This is a genomic window from Pseudomonas chlororaphis subsp. aurantiaca, from assembly GCF_013466605.1.
GTDB classification, from domain to species: Bacteria; Pseudomonadota; Gammaproteobacteria; order Pseudomonadales; family Pseudomonadaceae; genus Aquipseudomonas; species Aquipseudomonas chlororaphis_I.
This window is the reverse complement of sequence record NZ_CP059162.1, coordinates 4,410,408-4,428,981: the sequence shown is the minus strand read 5'-3', so window position 1 is coordinate 4,428,981 and position 18,574 is coordinate 4,410,408. Positions and strand designations below refer to the sequence as shown.

At 65.8% G+C, this 18,574-nt stretch carries 17 protein-coding genes; 10 read left to right on the top strand and 7 right to left on the bottom strand.

Annotation, left to right across the window (positions count from 1 at the left end; translation table 11 throughout):
* Positions 1 to 1,038 (bottom strand): AraC family transcriptional regulator, encoded by a 1,038-nt coding sequence (locus tag H0I86_RS19950; protein WP_180921811.1) that lies wholly within the window; start codon positions 1,036 to 1,038, stop codon positions 1 to 3.
* 4 nt (positions 1,039 to 1,042) lie between these two features.
* Positions 1,043 to 2,173, bottom strand: coding sequence for a carbon-nitrogen hydrolase family protein (locus H0I86_RS19945; RefSeq protein WP_038577722.1), 1,131 nt, complete (start codon positions 2,171 to 2,173; stop codon positions 1,043 to 1,045).
* 211 nt (positions 2,174 to 2,384) lie between these two features.
* Here H0I86_RS19945 and H0I86_RS19940 point away from each other — a divergent pair, with 211 nt between their 5' ends.
* Complete coding sequence (locus H0I86_RS19940) at positions 2,385 to 4,424, top strand: NADPH-dependent 2,4-dienoyl-CoA reductase (RefSeq protein WP_180921810.1); 2,040 nt, start codon at positions 2,385 to 2,387, stop codon at positions 4,422 to 4,424.
* Between the two features lie 168 nt (positions 4,425 to 4,592).
* A complete protein-coding gene (locus tag H0I86_RS19935) occupies positions 4,593 to 5,525 on the top strand; it encodes a 1-aminocyclopropane-1-carboxylate deaminase/D-cysteine desulfhydrase (protein ID WP_180921809.1) in 933 nt (310 codons plus the stop codon).
* On the opposite strand, the gene H0I86_RS19930 is transcribed toward H0I86_RS19935, so the two are convergent.
* The 3 genes from H0I86_RS19930 to H0I86_RS19920 form a co-directional block, all read right to left on the bottom strand.
* Positions 5,522 to 6,070, bottom strand: a complete 549-nt coding sequence (locus tag H0I86_RS19930) for a cytochrome b (protein ID WP_180921808.1) — start codon at positions 6,068 to 6,070, stop codon at positions 5,522 to 5,524. The genes H0I86_RS19935 and H0I86_RS19930 overlap by 4 nt on opposite strands.
* Before the next feature lie 171 nt (positions 6,071 to 6,241).
* Complete coding sequence (gene phnX, locus H0I86_RS19925; protein ID WP_180921807.1) at positions 6,242 to 7,069, bottom strand: phosphonoacetaldehyde hydrolase; 828 nt, start codon at positions 7,067 to 7,069, stop codon at positions 6,242 to 6,244.
* A 121-nt stretch (positions 7,070 to 7,190) separates the two neighbouring features.
* Positions 7,191 to 8,300 (bottom strand): 2-aminoethylphosphonate--pyruvate transaminase, encoded by a 1,110-nt coding sequence (locus H0I86_RS19920; protein WP_180921806.1) that lies wholly within the window; start codon positions 8,298 to 8,300, stop codon positions 7,191 to 7,193.
* Positions 8,301 to 8,428: 128 nt separating this feature from the next.
* Between H0I86_RS19920 and H0I86_RS19915 the strand changes: the two genes are divergently transcribed.
* Both H0I86_RS19915 and H0I86_RS19910 read left to right on the top strand, forming a co-directional pair.
* Positions 8,429 to 9,292: a LysR substrate-binding domain-containing protein gene (locus tag H0I86_RS19915; RefSeq protein ID WP_180921805.1), complete on the top strand. Its 864-nt coding sequence runs from the start codon at positions 8,429 to 8,431 to the stop codon at positions 9,290 to 9,292.
* A 118-nt stretch (positions 9,293 to 9,410) separates the two neighbouring features.
* Positions 9,411 to 10,115 carry a YebC/PmpR family DNA-binding transcriptional regulator gene (locus H0I86_RS19910; RefSeq protein WP_038577737.1) on the top strand — a complete coding sequence of 235 codons (705 nt, stop codon included), beginning with the start codon at positions 9,411 to 9,413 and terminating at the stop codon, positions 10,113 to 10,115.
* An 85-nt stretch (positions 10,116 to 10,200) separates the two neighbouring features.
* Here the strand turns inward: H0I86_RS19910 and H0I86_RS19905 are convergent, their stop codons facing one another.
* Complete coding sequence (locus tag H0I86_RS19905) at positions 10,201 to 11,514, bottom strand: leucine-rich repeat-containing protein kinase family protein (RefSeq protein ID WP_180921804.1); 1,314 nt, start codon at positions 11,512 to 11,514, stop codon at positions 10,201 to 10,203.
* 93 nt (positions 11,515 to 11,607) lie between these two features.
* A complete protein-coding gene (gene zapE, locus H0I86_RS19900; RefSeq protein WP_180921803.1) occupies positions 11,608 to 12,753 on the bottom strand; it encodes a cell division protein ZapE in 1,146 nt (381 codons plus the stop codon).
* A 309-nt stretch (positions 12,754 to 13,062) separates the two neighbouring features.
* Here zapE and H0I86_RS19895 point away from each other — a divergent pair, with 309 nt between their 5' ends.
* The 6 genes from H0I86_RS19895 (at position 13,063) to H0I86_RS19870 (ending at position 18,561) form a co-directional block, all read left to right on the top strand.
* On the top strand, positions 13,063 to 13,563 hold the full coding sequence (locus H0I86_RS19895; RefSeq protein WP_371920944.1) for a Csu type fimbrial protein: 501 nt from the start codon (positions 13,063 to 13,065) through the stop codon (positions 13,561 to 13,563).
* Positions 13,564 to 13,664: 101 nt separating this feature from the next.
* Positions 13,665 to 14,204 (top strand): Csu type fimbrial protein, encoded by a 540-nt coding sequence (locus tag H0I86_RS19890; protein ID WP_081360422.1) that lies wholly within the window; start codon positions 13,665 to 13,667, stop codon positions 14,202 to 14,204.
* A gap of 20 nt (positions 14,205 to 14,224) precedes the next feature.
* On the top strand, positions 14,225 to 14,758 hold the full coding sequence (locus H0I86_RS19885; RefSeq protein WP_180921802.1) for a Csu type fimbrial protein: 534 nt from the start codon (positions 14,225 to 14,227) through the stop codon (positions 14,756 to 14,758).
* Positions 14,759 to 14,762: 4 nt separating this feature from the next.
* On the top strand, positions 14,763 to 15,263 hold the full coding sequence (locus tag H0I86_RS19880; RefSeq protein ID WP_038577747.1) for a Csu type fimbrial protein: 501 nt from the start codon (positions 14,763 to 14,765) through the stop codon (positions 15,261 to 15,263).
* A 27-nt stretch (positions 15,264 to 15,290) separates the two neighbouring features.
* Positions 15,291 to 16,088 carry a fimbrial biogenesis chaperone gene (locus H0I86_RS19875; RefSeq protein ID WP_180921801.1) on the top strand — a complete coding sequence of 266 codons (798 nt, stop codon included), beginning with the start codon at positions 15,291 to 15,293 and terminating at the stop codon, positions 16,086 to 16,088.
* Positions 16,089 to 16,203: 115 nt separating this feature from the next.
* Positions 16,204 to 18,561, top strand: a complete 2,358-nt coding sequence (locus tag H0I86_RS19870) for a fimbria/pilus outer membrane usher protein (RefSeq protein ID WP_180921800.1) — start codon at positions 16,204 to 16,206, stop codon at positions 18,559 to 18,561.
* Positions 18,562 to 18,574: the final 13 nt, after the last annotated feature.

The window sequence follows — 18,574 nt, the reverse complement described above, 5'->3', positions numbered from 1 at the left end:
TCAGGCGGACTGCCGGTGGCTGCGACGAAATTCACCCGGTGTCTGGCCGCTCCAGCGCTTGAAGGCGCGTTGAAAGGCCTCGGCTGAGGCAAACCCCAACAGATAGGCAATTTCCCCGAAGGCCAGTTCGGTATCGCGAATGTAGGTCATGGCCAGATCGCGGCGAGTGTCGTTGAGAATGGCGCGAAACTGCGTCCCTTCCTCGGCGAGTTTGCGGCGCAGGGTCCAGGTTGGCAGCTTCAGGCGTGCCGCCACTTCTTCCAGGTCGGGCTCCCGGCCACCATTGAGCAAAGGCCCCAGCAACTGAGTGATGCGTTCACGCAGGCTGCGGGTGCGGGTCAGTTGCTCCAGTTCCCGTTCACAGAGTTGCAGCAGATGGCGCCAGGTGCTGGGGCAGTGCTCGACATTGCGCTGGGCCAGGGTGGCCTGGCTCAGGCGCAGCTGATTGTGCTCGGCGCCGAACAGGATCGGGCAATCCCCCAGGCTGTTGTAGCAGTCGCGGTAATCGGTCTGGGCAAACTCGATCTCGAAGCGTTCGGCCTTGACCGGCGAGCCGAGGCTACTCAGTTGCTGGAGCCAACCGGCCAGGATCGAATCCACCACGAAGCGGTTGTAGGCGTTGTAGGGGCTGATGGAGTAGAAACGCAGCCAGGCGCCGTCGGCGTCTTCATGGAGGCTCGACTGGCCGCGATAGTTCGAGCCATACAGGGCTTCGAAACGGGTCAGGCAGCGTGCGGCCTCGCGTACGGTCGGTGCCTGGGCGGCGGTGACGCCCGCCAGCCCGGCCTGGCTCAGGCGGCTGAGCTGGCCCATGCGCAACCCCAGCGCCGGATCGCCAGTCAGTTGAATCGCCGCGTGGCCCAGGCGCATGTAACGGGGAATCGACAACCGCGCCCCGGCCTCGGCCAGGCGCGCGGTATCCAGTCCGTATTGTTCCAGCAGCGGCTGCGGATCGAGGCCATGGCTGCGCACGGCGTCGGCCAGGCTATGGACGAAGCCCACCGAAAGGTCTCCGAGGCGCATCGGCTGGGGCTTCATGGATTTACAACCAGATATTCAGCAAACGCGCGCCACGGGCATCGCCATCGGCGAAGTGCTCGCCGTTGCTGTTGATGAAACTTTGCCCGGCGCTGCCCTGATCCCAGAACTGACCGCGCAGAAACACGCTGACGCCAGCGCTGGCCAGGCTGCTGGGCGCGCGGCTGGTCAGGGTCAGGCGACGCCAGGCTTCGCCTTCGCTGACTTCTTCAGGCTTGAGGCTGACCTCGCTCGGGGTCGAGAGGTTCTTGTAGCCGCGCCACGGCCTGTCCCAGGCGCCACGGCCCATGACGAAGGCCGGGACCGCCACCAGTTGCGCGCCCTGGGCGTTGAGCTTGCGGTAGTTGTCCGGATACCAGCTGTCGCTGCCGATCAGCACGCCCAGGCGGCCGGCCGGGGTGTCGACCACCTGGACAGCCTGGTCGGCGCTGGCCTGGATAAAACCGCGCTCGTCGAAGGTCGGGTACAGCTGACGCTGCGGCTGGCCGATCGGCAGGCCATCGCTGCCGAAGACCAGGGTGGTGTTGTACAGCGCGCCGCTGCCGATGCGCAGGTTGCTGCCTTCGATCACCGGTTCCGGCAGGACAATGGAGCCCGCCACCAGGGTGATGCCAAATTCCTTGGCCAGGCCGCCGAACAGCCGCTGGTACTGCTCGGCCATGCTCCTGGCCTTCATCCGCAGGTGCGCGTCGTTCAGGCGATTGTCACCCTTGGCGGTGATCAGGGCGCGCAGGAAGGGCAGGGGGTTGCTCACCGCCAGCCAGTTCATCGCCTCTTTCAGGCTGGCGGCCTGGTACAGCTCGTTTTTCTCGCCGCTGACCATCAGCCAGGTGCCGATGTGCTCCGGCAGCACCACCACGGTCTTTTCGTTCAGCAGCCCCTGGTCCCGGGCCTGTTGCAGGTAGGCCGCGAGCTTGCGGTGCAGGCGCTCGGGGCTCTGGTAATCGGTGGGGAACAGCTCGGGCTGGATGCCCAGCAGGTTGCCGTGATCGGCGGGGGTGCCCTGGTCCACCGCGAGCTGGATGCGCAGGTCGGACAGGTAATGACCGATCGGCCGCTCGCGGGTCCACAGGGTGTAGCTGGTCAGGGCGGCAATCAGGGCCAGGGTGAAGGTGAAGTAAAGAAGTTTGCGCATGGGAAGACAGTCGGCAGCCGTGTGCGGGATTCGCTGACTAGGGTAGGGCCCATGTCCACGATTGCCAAGGGCGGGCTGCGCATTTGGATCAATAAGTTGTCAGTTACGGTCATTGAGCGCCTTGGGGGCTGCTCTTAGTCTGTCGAACATGACCGACGGAGGCCGCAGAGCTTCCGCATTTTTTCCGTGATCGTTCGATGTGGAGTTACCGATGGCCGCCGCTCACTACCCGCATTTGCTGGCCCCGCTGGACCTGGGCTTTACCACCCTGCGCAACCGTACCCTGATGGGCTCGATGCACACCGGCCTGGAAGAAAAGCCCGGCGGTTTCGAACGCATGGCCGCCTACTTCGCCGAGCGGGCCCGCGGTGGCGTGGGCCTGATGGTGACCGGCGGCATCGGCCCCAACGACGAAGGCGGCGTGTACTCCGGCGCGGCCAAGCTGACCAGCGAAGAAGAGGCGCTCAAGCACCGTATCGTCACCCGCGCGGTCCACGAGGCGGGTGGCAAGATCTGCATGCAGATCCTCCACGCCGGGCGTTATGCCTACAGCCCGAAGCAGGTGGCGCCGAGCGCGATCCAGGCGCCGATCAACCCGTTCAAGCCCAAGGAGCTGGACGAAGAGGGCATCGAGAAGCAGATCCGCGACTTCGTCACCTGCTCGACCCTGGCGCAGCAGGCCGAGTACGACGGCGTCGAGATCATGGGTTCCGAAGGCTACTTCATTAACCAGTTCCTCGCCGCGCACACCAACCACCGTACCGACCGCTGGGGCGGCAGCTACGAAAACCGCATGCGCCTGCCGGTGGAAATCGTCCGCCGTGTGCGCGAAGCGGTAGGCCCGAACTTCATCATCATCTTCCGCCTGTCGATGCTCGACCTGGTGGAAGGCGGCAGCACCTGGGAAGAAATCGTGCAACTGGCCAAGGCCATCGAGCAGGCCGGCGCGACGCTCATCAATACCGGTATCGGCTGGCACGAAGCGCGGATCCCGACCATCGCCACCAAGGTGCCACGTGCCGCCTTCAGCAAGGTCACGGCCAAGCTGCGCGGTTCGGTATCCATCCCGCTGATCACCACCAACCGTATCAACACCCCGGAAGTGGCCGAGCAGATCCTCGCCGAAGGCGATGCCGACATGGTCTCCATGGCGCGGCCGTTCCTCGCCGACCCGGAGTTCGTCAACAAGGCGGCCGCGGGTCGTGGCGATGAAATCAACACCTGCATCGGCTGCAACCAGGCCTGCCTGGACCACACCTTCGGCGGCAAGCTCACCAGTTGCCTGGTCAACCCGCGGGCCTGCTACGAGACCGAGCTCAACTACCTGCCGGTGCAGCAGATCAAGAAGATCGCCGTGGTCGGCGCCGGCCCCGCCGGGCTGTCCGCCGCGACCGTGGCGGCCGAGCGCGGCCATCAGGTGACGCTGTTCGATTCGGCCAGCGAAATCGGCGGCCAGTTCAATGTCGCCAAGCGCGTGCCGGGCAAGGAGGAGTTCTTCGAAACCCTGCGCTACTTCAAGCGCAAGCTGCAGACCACTCACGTCGAGCTGTGCCTGAATCGTCGGGTCGATGTCGAGCAACTGGTGGCCGGCGGTTATGACGAAATCATCCTGGCCACCGGTATCGCGCCGCGCACGCCGGCGATCCCGGGCGTCGACCACGCCAAGGTCCTGAGCTACCTGGACGTGCTGCTGCAGCGCAAACCGGTGGGCCAGAAAGTGGCGGTGATCGGGGCAGGCGGCATCGGCTTCGACGTCTCCGAATTCCTCGTGCATCAGGGCGTGGCCACCAGCCAGGACCGTGAGGCGTTCTGGAAGGAATGGGGCATCGACACGCACCTGGAGGCCCGTGGCGGTGTCGCCGGCATCAAGCCCGAGCGTCATGCCCCGGCGCGCCAGGTGTTCCTGTTGCAGCGCAAGACCTCCAAGGTCGGTGACGGCCTGGGCAAGACCACCGGCTGGATCCACCGTACCGGCCTGAAGAACAAGCAGGTGCAGATGCTCAACAGCGTCGAGTACTTGAAGATCGACGACGCCGGCCTGCATATCCGCATCGGCGAGAGCGGCGAGCCGCAGGTGTTGCCGGTGGACAATATCGTGATCTGCGCCGGCCAGGACCCGCTGCGCGAATTGCACGAAGGCCTGGTGGCCGCCGGGCAGAACGTGCACCTGATCGGTGGCGCCGACGTGGCCGCCGAACTGGACGCCAAGCGCGCGATCAACCAGGGCTCGCGTCTGGCTGCTGAACTCTGATCCACCGGCAATCAAGGCCACCGGGATTCTGCGAAGAGTCCCGGTGGCTTTTTTATGTCTGTTCCGACTTGCCCGCGATAGCTCCCCTGAGGCTGGTAAACTTGCCGCCTTCTTCATTCAGAACCCGTCCGCGATGCATTGCCTTCCCGCTGCCGTTCCAGCCCGCCCATGAGCCTTGGACCTTTTCACTGGCTGCCGAGCGCACCCTTGCAACCCCTGGCCCTCGACTGGCTGTCCCGCGCCGGGGTAGAGGTGGCGGTCCTGCGCCTGGACCAGATCGACCCGCTGATCTCCGGCAACAAGTGGTTCAAGCTCGCCCCGCATCTGGCGGCGGCTGGCGAGGCCGGCTCTCGGGGCATCATCAGCCTGGGCGGTGCTCACTCCAATCACCTGCATGCGTTGGCGGCCGCCGGCAAACGTTTCGGTTTCGCCACCGTGGGGCTGCTGCGTGGCCATCCGCAGGACACGCCCACCGTGCTCGACCTGCAAGGCTTCGGCATGCAGTTGCACTGGCTCGGTTACGCCGGCTACCGGGCACGGCATGAGCCAGGGTTCTGGCAGCCCTGGCAGGCGCAGTACCCTGAATTGTTCCCGGTGGCGGAGGGCGGTGGCGGCCTGCTCGGGGCGAGCGGCTGCATGCCGCTGGTGAAGCAGGTGCGCAGCCAGTTGAATGCCTTGGGCTGGGACGACTATCACGGCTGGTGGCTGGCCGCCGGCACCGGCACCACCCTGGCCGGGCTGGTGTTGGGGGAGGCCGGCGCCCACCCAGTGTATGGCGCCATGGCAGTGCCGGACGATCACGGTGTCGCGCAACAGGTGGCGGCTATTGTGTGGGAGGCGGGCTTGCAGGCCGCGAGTTATGAACTGTTCGACAGCAGTCGCGGCGGTTTCGCCAAGGTCGACCCGCTGCTGCTGGCGTTTATCGAGCAGAGCGAACGCCACAGCGGCATCCCCCTGGAGCCGCTGTACACCGGCAAGGCCTTGCTGGCCCTCAAGCAACAGGTGGCGGCCGGGCGCTTTGCCGCCGGCAGCCGCCTGGTCTTCGTGCACACCGGCGGCTTGCAGGGCCGCCGGGGTTTCACCGCGCCGGCGCAGCCTTAGCCGCCCTTGGGCAGCATGCGTTGCAGGGTGTTGTCGCGCATAAAGTAATGGTGGTAAAGCCCGGCCACCGCATGCAGCCCGATCAGCCAATAGCCGGCGGTGCCCAGCAACACGTGCCAGCCTTCGACCTGCTTGGCGAACTGTTTGTCTTCAGCCACCAGCAGCGGCAGGTCGATACCGTAGAACATCACCTGATGGCCTTCGGCGCTGGTGATCAGCCAGCCGAGGATCGGCATGGCGATCATGAACAGGTACAAAGCCCAGTGCATCAGCTTGGCCAGGATCATCTGCCAGCTCGGCGGCGTCGGCAGGATTTTCGGCGCCACCCCCAGGCTGCGGGCCAGCAGGCGCAGCCAGACCAGCACGAACACGGTCAGGCCGAGCATGAAGTGCGCTTCCTTGATCAGCGTCCGCCCGCCGCTGTCCTTGGGAAAAATGCCGCGTAATTCGATGCAGGCGTAGACCGCGATCAACAACACCAGCATCAGCCAATGCAATGCAATCGACACCGTGCTGTAACGGTTGTCGGAGTTCTTCCAGGGCATAGATCCTTCCTCGTTCATCAGGTCAGTAGCCTCCGTTCTTAACGACGGAGTGCTGTAACTGTAATCCTGTTTCCGAGGCTCTGCGCGGGGCAAATGCGCGGTTTGAGCGGGTACCGATAAAAAACGGCAGCTCTGGCTCGGGCTGCCGTTCGGGGGGAGGCAAATGGCCAATCAGCTGCCTTGTGGCATCTCGCCGTTGGCCAGGCGCTGGTTGATGTCGGCGATCACCTGCGGCAAATCGCTGATGGTGTCGATCATGTAGTGCGGCCGCGAACCCTCGAACAGCCCGTGGATGCGCTGGCGCTCGCTGGCCAGGGTGTCGCTGCCGAGGGCGCGATAAGCCTCGTAGGTCAGGCCCAGGGCGTTACCGGAGCAGATCAGCGCCACGGTCCACATGCCGGCGCGGCGGCCTTCGAGAATGCCCGGCACGGTGTCGTCGATCTTCACGCAGGCGGCGACATCGTCGATCCCCAGGGCGATCACGTTGGCCAGGGCCTGGGCCGGCCAAGGGCGGCCGTTCGGCACTTCATCGGTGGCCACTACATGGTCGGCGACGTAGCCGTGGGTCGCCGCCAGTTCCACTACCTTGTCCATGACCTGTTTCGGGTAGCCGGAGCAGGAACCGATCCTGATGCCTTGCTGGCGCAGGTTGGCGATGGTTTCCAGGGCGCCGGGGATCAGCGCCGAATGTTCGGCGATCTTTTCGATCTGCAGCGGCATGAAGCGCTGGTAGATGGCGGTGACGTCATCGTCGGTCGGAGTGCGGCCGAACGCCTGGCGATAACGCTCGGCGACCTGCGGCAGGTCGCACAGGGTGCGGATGTGGTCCCACTTGCCCATGCCCATCGGGCCACGGGCTTCTTCGATGGAGACCTGCACGTCGAACTCGGCGAAGGCCTCGACGAATATCTGGGTCGGCGCGAAGGAGCCGAAGTCGACCACGGTGCCGGCCCAGTCGAGGATCGCCGCTTGCAGCTGGTTGGGAGTGTTGTAGTTCATGTGTTGAAAACCTGTGGTAGGAGCGAGGCTTGCCCGCTATGAACGATGATGAGATTGACCTGAAGGAACGCGGTGCCTGCAATCGCGGGCAAGCCTCGCTCCTACAGGTTGTGTGTCGGGATCAGATATCCAGCACTTGTATTTCCCGCAGCACGTCGGCGATGGCCTGGACCGCGGCGCGCATTCCGGCCGGGTCGACGTGGCCGATGCAGCCGACGCGGAAGGTTTCGACCTGGGTCAGCTTGCCGGGATAGAGGATGAAACCCTTGGCCTTGACCCGTTCGTAGAAGTCCTTGAACTGGTAGCGCGGATCGTTCGGCGCGTGGAAGGTGACGATGATCGGCGCCTGGATCGCCGCCGGCAGGAAGCTGCGCAGGCCCAGCCGGGCCATGTCGTCGAGCAGCGCCTGGCAGTTGGCGGCATACCGCTGGTGGCGTGCCGGCAGGCCGCCTTCTTCATGGTATTGCAGCAGGGCTTCGTGCAGCGCCGCGACCACATGGGTCGGCGGCGTGAAGCGCCATTGCCCGGTCTTGAGCATGTAGCTGTGCTGATCGTGCAGGTCCATGGCCAGCGAGTGCGAGTTGCCGGCGGCCGCGGCCAGGGCGTCCTTGCGGGCGAAGACGAAGCCCATGCCGGGGACGCCTTCCAGGCATTTGCCGGACGCGGCGATCAGCGCGTCGAACGGCACCTGCCGGGCATCGATCGGCAGCGCGCCGAAGGAACTCATGGCGTCGATGATCAGGCGCTTGCCATGACTGGCCACCACCTGGGCGATGTCCGGCAGCGGGTTGAGGATGCCGGTGCTGGTTTCGCAGTGGATCAGCGCCACATGGCTGATGGTGGCATCGGCATGCAGCAGGCGATCGACGTCGGCGGCGGTGGTGGGCTGGTCCTCGGCGGTTTCGAAGGTGCTGAAATCGCGGCCCAGCACTTCGCAGATCCTCGCCAGGCGCTTGCCGTAGGCGCCGTTGATCAGCACCAGCACCTTGCCGCCCTGTGGCACCAGGGTGCCGATGGCGGCCTCCACGGCGAAGGTGCCGCTGCCTTGCAGGGGCACGCAGTGGTGGCTGGCGGCGCCGTTGACGATCGCCAGCAATTGTTCGCAGACGCTGGCGGTCAGCTGGTTGAAACGGTCATCCCATGAACCCCAGTCCAGCAGCATCGCCTGGCGGGTACGGGCCGAAGTGGTCAGGGGGCCGGGAGTGAGCAGGATGGGCGCGGCGGTACTCAATTCGGGTGTCCTCGCAAGAGCGTTATGGGATGCGCTTGGGATAAAAACTACGGGGCTTAAATTGCAGTTTGGCTCGCTATCAATCAAATTGTTTATTGTTATGCCAGTCATAAGTGAGGCCGATAGATATGAACCTGTTCCAACTGCGCGCATTCGATGCCGTGGCCCGTGAAGGCAGCTTTACCCGGGCCGCCGCGCGGCTGTTCATCAGCCAGCCGGCGGTCACTGGGCATATCAAGGCGCTGGAGGAGCACTACCAGATCATCCTGTTGCGACGTACCGCACGCCGGGTCGAGCTGACGGAGGAGGGCTCCAAGCTGGCGGCGATCACCCGCGCCCTGTTCGGCCTGGCCGAAGAGGCCCAGGCCATGCTCGAGGACAACCGGCAGTTGCTCACTGGGCGCCTGGAAGTGGCGGCGGACGGCCCGCATTTGGTGATGCCGATGCTCGCCAGCCTGCGCGAACGCTATCCGGGGATTACCGTCAACCTGCGCTTGGGCAATGCCCAGGAAACCCTCGCGGCCCTGCTTTCGGAGCACGCCGATGTGGCGGTGCTGACCGAGGTCGAACCGCGCAAGGGCCTGCACCTGCAGAGCCTCGGCGAGTCGCGGATCTGCGCGCTGGTGCCGCAGGGCCATCCATGGCTGGCCGAACCCGAGGGTGTGTGGCTGGAGCGACTGGACCAGATGATCATGGTCCTGCGCGAACCCAGCTCGATTACCCGCCGCACCTTTGACGCGGCCTGCGCCCAGGCCGGAATCAACCCCAAGGTGCTGCTGGAGCTGGACAGCCGCGAGGCGGTGACCGAGGCGGTGGCGGCGCAGTTGGGGGTGGGCGTGGTGTCGTCGCTGGAACTCAGCCCGGACCCGCGGGTGCGGGCGGTGCCGATCATCGGCGAGGGGCTGCTGAACCGGCACATGCTCGGCTGCCTGGAGCGGCGTCGGGAGTTGCGCCTGATCCAGGCCTTCCTGGCGCTGGTGCCCACGAGTTGATACTCGGCTACGGGGCGCGGTTCTGACTTTTTGGTCGATTGGTGCCTTCAGGCCGTATAAACTTGTCCATCGCGTCGGCCAAATCCAACTCGACGCCACAGATCAAAGAGAGTGAGTAATGGGCGCACAGTGGAAGGTTAAACACAAAGAAGCAGCAGCCAACGCCAAGGGCAAGATCTTCGGCAAGCTGGTCAAAGAGATCACCATTGCTGCCCGCAACGGCGCTGACGTCGCCACCAACGCACACCTGCGGCTGGTGGTGGAGCAGGCGAAAAAGGCCTCGATGCCCCGCGAGACCCTGGAGCGTGCGATCAAGAAAGGTTCGGGCCAGCTCGGCGAGACCGTGCAGTATCACCGCGTGACCTACGAAGGTTTCGCGCCGCACCAGGTGCCGCTGATCGTCGAGTGCGTGACTGACAACATCAACCGCACCGTAGCCGAAATCCGCGTGGCTTTCCGCAAGGGCCAGCTGGGTGCTTCGGGTTCGGTGTCCTGGGACTTCAACCATGTCGGCATGATCGAAGCCACGCCGGACAGCCCGGACGCCGATCCGGAACTGGCGGCCATCGAAGCCGGGGCCCAGGATTTCGAGCCGGGAGAAGAGGGCGCGACCCTGTTCCTGACCGAGCCTGCCGACCTCGACGCGGTGCAGAAAGCCCTGCCCGAGCAAGGCTTCACCGTGCTCTCGGCCAAACTGGGCTACCAGCCGAAGAACCCGGTCAGTGGCCTGTCCGACGAGCAGATGGCGGAAGTCGAAGCCTTCCTCGAAGGCCTGGACAACCATGACGACGTGCAGGACATGTTCGTCGGCCTGGCGGGTTAAGCCCGGCCCGGTGAATCGCATCGTTTGAGCGATGCTTGCGCCAGCCAGCGAGTTCCTTCAGGAGCGAGCTGGCTGGCGATGCTCTTCAAATCCCCCGCAACACGTCCCCGACTTCGGCAAACCCCGGCCGCGCCAGCACCTGCGGCTGACAGCAGTCGCTGACCAGCGCTTGCAGGCGTTCGTGCTGCCGCGGGCTCAGGCCCGGCTCGATCCTTGCCAGCAACTCCTCCAGCAGAATGCCGAAGGCCCGTACTTCGATGCGTTGCAGCGCCCGGGTTTCCTCGGTGTCGGCCAGCGCATGGAAAGACGCCGCGCCAAAATCCCCCAGCAGGCACTCGCCCTCCGGGTTCCACAGAATGTTATGGCCGTACAGGTCGCCGTGGGTGATGCCCTGGCGGTGCAGGTGCGCGCCGACCGAGGCGATGCCGCGGGCCATGCGCAAGGTTGCGTCGGCGCTGAAACGGCTGCTCTCGTCGTAAATGTCGCGGGTGCAGGAGGCCAGGCTCGGCAAGGCCGCCAGGTTGCGGTAGCTCGGCTCGATCAACTGCATCACCAGGCCGTTCTGCCCTTGGGGGTGATCGCTGATCCGGCCTTCGACCCGGATCAGGTTCGGGTGCCGGCCGGCGCTGATGCAGGCGTTCATTTCATGCAGCGGCGAGCCGTCGCTGGTCATGCTGCCCTTGTACAGCTTGACCGCCACCTCGACTGATGCTTGCCCGGGGCGCTGCCAGCGGGCCTGGTGAATCACCCCGGAGGCGCCTTCGCCCAGGCGCTGCTGCAAATCCAGCTCGGCCCAGGGAATCTGCGCCACTGACTCCAGCGCCGCCGCGTCGGCCTCGGATTCCAGCGGGTTGCCGGCATAGGCCAGCCAGGTCAGGCGTGGCAGGCCCAGCAGGAAGGCCGGCAATGCGCTGAGCCGGTTGGCGGCGATGCGGATCAGTTCCAGCTGGTGGCATTGGCCGAGGCTCTGGGGCAGCCGGGTCAGGCGGTTGCCGGAGAGCATCAGCTTTTGCAGGTGCGGGCGCCGGCCCAGCTCGTCCGGCAGTTCCTCGATGCGGTTGTCGGTGAGGATCAGCCAGCGCAACAGCGGCGGCAGGGCGGCGGCGGGCACCCGCTCGATCCGGTTGGCCTTGAAGCCGACCATGCTCAGTTGCGCGCACTGGCCGACGCAGGCCGGCATTTGCGTGAAGAGATTGTCGGAGCAGAACAGCACCCGCAGGCGGGTCAGGCGGTGCAGGTCGTCCGGCAGGCTGCTCAGGGCATTGCCGCTGAGGTTGAGGACTTCCAGCGAGTCCGCCAGGTCGAAGATTTCCCGGGGGAATTCGGTCAGCCCGCAAGACAGGTCCAGACGCTTGAGCCCGGCCAATTGGCCGGCCCGCAGTTGGGCAAGGGTATCCATGAACAGATTCGACACTCAGGCAGGAGGAGGGCGCACGGCCCTGGAAATGGCCGCCATGATAGCGGCGCAGGACGGCGAGTGGCGACCGCCGGTTCAGCTCGGCGGCGTATCCGCGCTGATTTCCTGCAGCTGTCCCAGGCGGCTGCGCGCGCGCGCCAGGTCGATGGTGTTACCGCCCAGGCTCTCGCGCAGGGAGCGTTCGCCGATCAGGGTCAGGTGCTTGTCCTGGTCGTACAGCACGTCGATCAGGTTGATAAAGCGCTGCTGCACGGCGATCGGGCATTCGCCCAACTCGGGCAGCTCGTCGATGATCCAGTGATCGAAACGCCGGCTCAGCTCCAGGTAGTCCATGACCGCGGTCGGCTGTTCGCACAGGTCACTGAAGGCAAAACCCACGCTGTGTTGTTCGCACAACCGCACCTGGAGCTGGCGCGCGCCGACCATCAGCGCCGAGGTCGGGCCGTTGCGTGGTGGCAGGCCCAGGCTCTGGCGATGCTGCTCGCTGCCGGGCCACAGGTAACGGCCCTGGGTGAACACCTGCTGCGAATGGCTGCGGGGCTGGCTGCGGTAGTCGTGGGGGCCGCCGACCTCCATCACTTGCATGCGGCTGGCGATCAGGTCGATCACCGGCTTGAAGCGCGCGTGGTAGAGCGGGTTGGGCAGCAAGCCCTGGGGGGCGTAGTTGGAGGTCACCAGCAGCAGGATGCCGCGTTGGAACAGCGCCTTGAACAGCCGCGTGATCAGCATCGCGTCGCCGATGTCGTGGACGTGGAACTCGTCGAAGCACAGCACCCGACAGTGGCTGAGCAGTTCGTCGAGGGTGGCCTCCAGGGCGTCGGGCTGCTCGCGGTGGCGGAACATGCCCTGATGCAGCTGGGCGAAGAAATCGTGGAAGTGCAGGCGCTGTTTTTCCGCCAGCGGGATGGCGCGGAAGAAGCCGTCCAGCAGCCAGCTTTTGCCCCGTCCCACCGCGCCATAAAGATACAGGCTGCGGCTGGCGTGTGGCCTGGCGTCTGGCTGGAGCAGGGCGTTGGCCTGCTGGGCCATGTAGTCGATCACCCGCTGCTGGCTGTGGCTCAGGGTGTAGCCCTGGTCGTGGGCTTTATGGCGGAAATACTCGTGAATCACTCGGCCGTGGCTGGTACTGGCGGCGGGCCGGGCGAAGGCCTTGCCGAAGAACGCGCGCAGCCTGGGCCAGCGCGATGGGCGTAGCGAGCGGTTTGGCGGTAAAGCGGCCAATGGTGTCACCCCGATTGTTCCAGGCCCGCTCCCCCCCTGGAACCGGCGCGGTAATTTAACCAATCCCCGGCCCGGCATCCAGCGCTGTCTGAAGGTGCTGGTTGGTTCTACGAAAAGCTCTGGTCGGTACAGCTTTTTGCCCGTGTCACTGTGTTCGACCACGGTGCACCGGGCGCTCAAGCGGCTGTTTTATTGGCGCGCGGCTTGCCCCCCGGCGCTGGCGATTTCCCCAGCGCTGACTAACCTGAGCTGTACCTATCGTTCCTCAAAAGGATTGAGGCGTTGAATGGCAAGCTGGTTTTCGCAGTCATGAGCATGTTGCTCGGCGCGACGGCATGGGCCGCGGAGCTCCAGGTGGAGGTCCGGGTCAACGTGCAGCGTGGCTGCCAGCTGGTGGGACAGCAGCGCGATGCCGGTATCGAGCAACTGGGCGTGCTGGATTTCGGCAGCAGCCCGCGCCTCGACAACCCCGCCGGCCCCCTCAGCGCGGCGTTGCTCGACGCCCGCTTGCCCAGGCTCGAATGCAACCCGGACACCCCTTATCAATTGCGCGTCGACGGCGGACAACACGGAGGCGTCGGCGAGGTGCGCTACCTGGCCGGCAGTGCCGAACACAGCAAACCCATTCCGTATCGCCTGTACCAGGATCCGGCCCGGCGCATTCCGCTGCCGGTAAATGTGCCGGTGAGCGGCCGGGTGCCGGACTCGGGGTCGGTGGACCTGCCGTTGTACGGGCGGATCGAACCGCTGGCCGAGATCCCGCGGGTCAGTCGTTATTCCGATCTGCTGAAAGTGACGGTCACCTGGTAGTGACTGTGAAGGAGCCGTCCGGTGGATCCGGGCAGTACAGGGAGGTCGCTCGCCATGAGCGGTCAAGGGAGAGATCCTGATGGATCTGGGATGGATGCGCTATGACAAGTAGACGCTGGGCGCTGGCGGCCCTGGGTTCCGTGCTACTACTGGCTGACCACGCGCAAGCGGCGATCAGCGGGCAGATCCACGCGCGGTTGACCATCATCGCCGGCTGCGAAGTGACCAATGGCGCCACCAGCACGCCCGAAAACCCGCTCAGCGACTTCGGCCTGCTGGATTTCGGCCAGCACGGCCCGACCTGGGCCAATCCCCTGAATGCCAGCCTCAGCGGCGCTGGCAATGGCCGCCTGGAAGTCGCCTGCAACCCTTCGGTGACCGGGTTCACCGTGACCATCGACGGCGGCCTGAATGGCGACGGCAGCACCCGGCGCCTGAGCAATGGCCGCCAGACCATTGCCTATCGGCTGTTCCTCGATGCCTCCGGCAGCGACAGCTACAGCATCGGTCAACAACACAATTTCGCCGTTACCAGTGGAGCCCAGGTACCGATCCCGGTGTTTGGCTCGGTGGTCGCGAATAGCCGCGCGCTGCCGGCAGGGGTCTACACCGACACCCTGACGGTGACGCTGGATTGGTAAACCCACAGAGGACGAATGTCATGCATATGTTTGTGTCCCGGATCGCCCTGGCCCTGCTTGGCCTCGCGATCTTCTCCAGCGCCCAGGCCGCGACGGTCACCGGCCAGATCACGTCCAGCCTGATTCTCACCAGCAGTTGCCAGGTCAACGGCGCGGGCGGCAGCAGTGGCCTGAACTTCGGCGCCCTGAACTTCGGCACCACCGACAGCCTGTTCACCCAGGCCACGGCCCAGGTGCTCGGTGGTGGCGGTGGGGCCTTGTCGATCCTCTGTTCCAGCGGCACCAGCCCGGTGGTGAAGGTCCGCGCGGGCGCCCACGACGGCCAGTCCGCCGGCGGCACCCGGGCCCTGGCCGATGGCAGCGGCAACTTCGTGCCTTACGACTTGTACACCGACTCCGGCCATTCGCAGCTCCTGGCCATCGACGATGTCATCAACCTCGCCACCAGCACCGGCGTGGCGCAGACCGTCAATATCTACGGCAAGGCGCTTGGCAAGGCCGGCCTGCCGGCGGGGACCTACACCGACACCGTCGCCGTCGAACTGACCTTCTGACGCCATGGCCCGTCACGCCTGCACGGCGCTGGTGCTGCTCGCTGCCAGCAGCCTGCCGCTGCCCCTGGCGGCGGTGACCAGCCAGAGCTTCCAGGTCAGCGCCACGGTGGTCGCCGGCTGCCTGGTGGTGGGCGGGGTGAGCAACTACGGCAGCCTGGACTTCGGCAGCCAGTCGGCGTTGTCCACCAGCACGCTGCAGGTCGCCCTGGCGAGCAGCGTGCAACTGCAATGCACGCCGGGGGTGACCCTGAACATGAGTGTCGACGGCGGCCAGTACAACAGCAGTGGACGGCACATGCAGCTCGATGGCGGCAGTGCGCGGGTGGCTTATCAGCTGTTTCGCGACGCCGCGTTCAGCCAGAGCCTGGGCATCGGCCAGAGCGTGGCGGTGGCCTACAGCGACGCGAACAACATCAGCCTGCCGATCTACGGCCAGGTGCAATTACCGGGCAACCAGCCTGGGGGGACGTACAGCGACGTGCTGCAGGTGCAGTTGTCGTGGTGATGGAGCAAGACCATAAGGAGTAGCGGTATGTATTCGACTTCCCGGCGGTTGCAGGTCGTTGGTTGTGCCGTGCTGGCCATGGCGTTGCTGGGGGGGGGGGGGGGCCAGGCCCGGGCCGCCAGTTCGGTGCTGATCTGGCCGATCGACCCGGTGCTGGAGGCCGACCAACAGGCCAGCGCCTTGTGGCTGGAAAACCGCGGCACGGAAACCGCCAACCTGCAGATCCGCGTCTTTGCCTGGAGCCAGAGCGGCTTCGAGGACCAGTATCAGAATCAGCGAGACGTGATCGGCAGCCCGCCGGTGGCGAAGATCGCGCCGGGGCAGAAGCAATTGGTGCGCCTGACCCGGACCCGCGAAGTCCCGCCCGGCCAGGAGCTGGCCTACCGGATCATCATCGATGAAATCCCCTCGGCCCAGCCGCCGATCGCCGACGGCGAGGGCAAGACGGCGGCGGCCATCCGTTTCCAGATGCGCTATTCGGTGCCGCTGTTCGCCTACGGGGCCGGGCTCTGGAGCAAGGAAGACAGCACCCGCCAGCGTGACCCGAAAAGCGCCGGCGTGCCCGAGCTGAGCTGGCGCAAGGTGGCAGTGGACGGGCGCAATTACGTGGAGCTACGCAACCAGGGCGCGGTGCATGCACGCCTGACCGATGTGGCGTTCAAGCAGGCGGGGCAGACCCGGCCGCTGGTGGGAGGGCTGCTGGGCTACGTGCTGCCGGGGGCGATCATGCGTTGGCCGCTGCCCGCTGCGCCGACCACGGACGCGGTGCTGCAGGTGCGGGTCAATGGCGCGCCACAGGTGCAGAGCGTTGCGCCGGCCCACTGAAGCCGCTTGCCGCCGCGGACAGGCGGGGTTGCAGAGCTGCCGCTCGGGCTGACCGGTAACGGGAACCACGGCTGGCCATGGAAGAAAGGTCTCCATCGATGGATGAAAAGCCACAATGAGCCTCGGCGCAGCTCGTCGTTTCTGGCGCCCGGGGTGGGCGGCGAGCGGGCTGTGTTGCTGGGTGTTCGCCTCCGCCAGCCTGGGGGGCGAGCTGCCGCCGCCACCCAGCGGCATGGAAGCGATCAGCGATGCCCAACTGTTCCTGGAGCTGGTGGTCAATCAGATGAATACCGGGCGAGTGATCGCCGTCGAGCAACGTGCCGGACGCCTGTTTGCGCCGGCCCAGGCCCTGCGGGAAAGCGGCATGAAATTGCCCGAGGGGCTCGACGCGCAGGTCGCCCTCGACAGCCTGCGAGGGCTGCACAGCGACTACGACAGCCAGGGCCAGCGCCTGTTGCTGGAGGTGCCGCCGGACTGGCTGCCGGAGCAACGGATCGGCAGCCGCCAGGCCTATCCACGAACCCCGGCGTTGAGCAGTTTCGGCGCCTTGCTCAATTACGATCTGTACCTCAACGACACCGACGATGCCGGCACCTACCTAGCCGCCTGGAATGAGGTGCGGCTGTTCGACGGTTGGGGCACCCTGTCCAACACCGGCCAGTACCGGCGGACCTTTTCCGGCCTCGGCGAGGGCACGCTGAACAATGGCTACCGGCGCTACGACACGACCTGGCGCTACTCCGACGACGAACGCCTGCTGACCTACGAGGCCGGCGACCTGGTCAGCGGCGCCTTGCCCTGGAGCAACGCGGTGCGCCTGGGCGGCGTGCAACTGTCCCGTGATTTTGCCGTGCGCCCGGACCTGGTGACCTACCCCTTGCCGCAGTTCGCCGGGGAGGCGGCGGTGCCGTCCTCGGTGGACCTGTTTATCAACGGCTACAAGTCCAGCAGCGCCGACCTGCAGCCGGGGCCCTACACCCTGACCAATATCCCGTTCATCAACGGTGCCGGCGAAGCGGTGGTGGTGACCACCGATGCCCTGGGGCGACAGGTATCGACCACCGTGCCGTTCTATGTCACCAGCAGCCTGCTGCAAAAAGGCCTGAGCGACTTCTCGGTGGCCGGCGGGACCCTGCGCCGCGACTACACGCTGCGGGATTTCAGCTACGGCCCCGGCGTCACTTCCGGCAGCCTGCGCTACGGCCTGAGCGATAACCTGACCCTGGAAGGCCACGCCGAGGCGGCGGAATCCCTGACCCTCGGCGGCTTCGGCGGCAACCTGCGCATGGGCAATTTCGGCGTGCTCAACAGCGCCATCAGCCAGAGCCGCTTCGACGGCCAGGGCGGGCAGCAGATCAGCCTCGGTTATCAGTACAGCAGCCAACGCTACAGCCTGTCCTACCAGCGCATGCAGCGCCGCGACGGCTATGCCGACCTGACGGTGGTGGACAGCCCCTACGCCAGCCTCAGCCAGCGCAGCGAACAGCTGACCCTGAGCCTCAACCTCGAGCGCTACGGCAGCCTCGGCGCCGGCTATTTCGATGTGCGCGCCGCGGACGACTCGCGCACCCGCCTGCTCAACCTGACCTGGAGCAAGCCGCTGTGGCGCAGCAGCAGTTTCTACCTGTCGGCCAACCGCGAGATCGGCGACAGCAACTGGGCGGTCCAGGCCCAACTGGTGATTCCGTTCGACCTCCACGGCAGCCTCAGCCTGAGCAGCGAGCGCAGCAAGGACGGGCAGAACCGGCAGCGGGTCAACTACAGCCGGGCGGTGCCCAGCGAGGGCGGCTTCGGCTTCAATCTTGGATATGCCCAGGGCGATGCGCCGGCCTACCGCCAGGCCGACCTGACCTGGCGTTTGCAGTCGGTGCAATTGCAGGCCGGGGTCTATGGTTCCAGCGAGGCGCAAACCCGCTGGGCCGATGCCAGCGGTTCGCTGGTGTGGATGGACCACCAGGTGTTCGCCGCCAACCGCATCGACGACGCCTTCGTGGTGGTCAGCACCGACGGCTACCGGGATATTCCGGTGCGCTACGAAAACCAGCTGGTAGGAAGCACCGATAAGAACGGCCATCTGCTGGTGCCCTGGAGCAGCGCCTATTACCGCGGCAAATACGAGATCGACCCGTTGAACCTGCCGCCCAACGTGCAGAGCCCGCTGGTCGAACAGCGGGTCGCGGTGCGTCGTGGCAGCGGCTATCTGGTGGAGTTCCCCTTGACCCGCGTCCTCGCCGCCAGCGTGGTCCTGGTGGACGCCCGGCACCATGAGCTGCCCCTGGGCAGCCTGGTGACCCACGAACAGAGCGGCGCCCAGACGGTGGTGGGCTGGGACGGCCTGGTGTACCTGGAAAACCTGGCGCCGAACAACAGCCTGCGGGTCAGCCTCGCCGACGGCGGCATCTGCCAGGTGAGCTTCACCCTGGAGCCGGAACAGGAACAGGTGCCGTTGATTGGGCCGCTGGTGTGTCAGTGAGGATTCATGAACG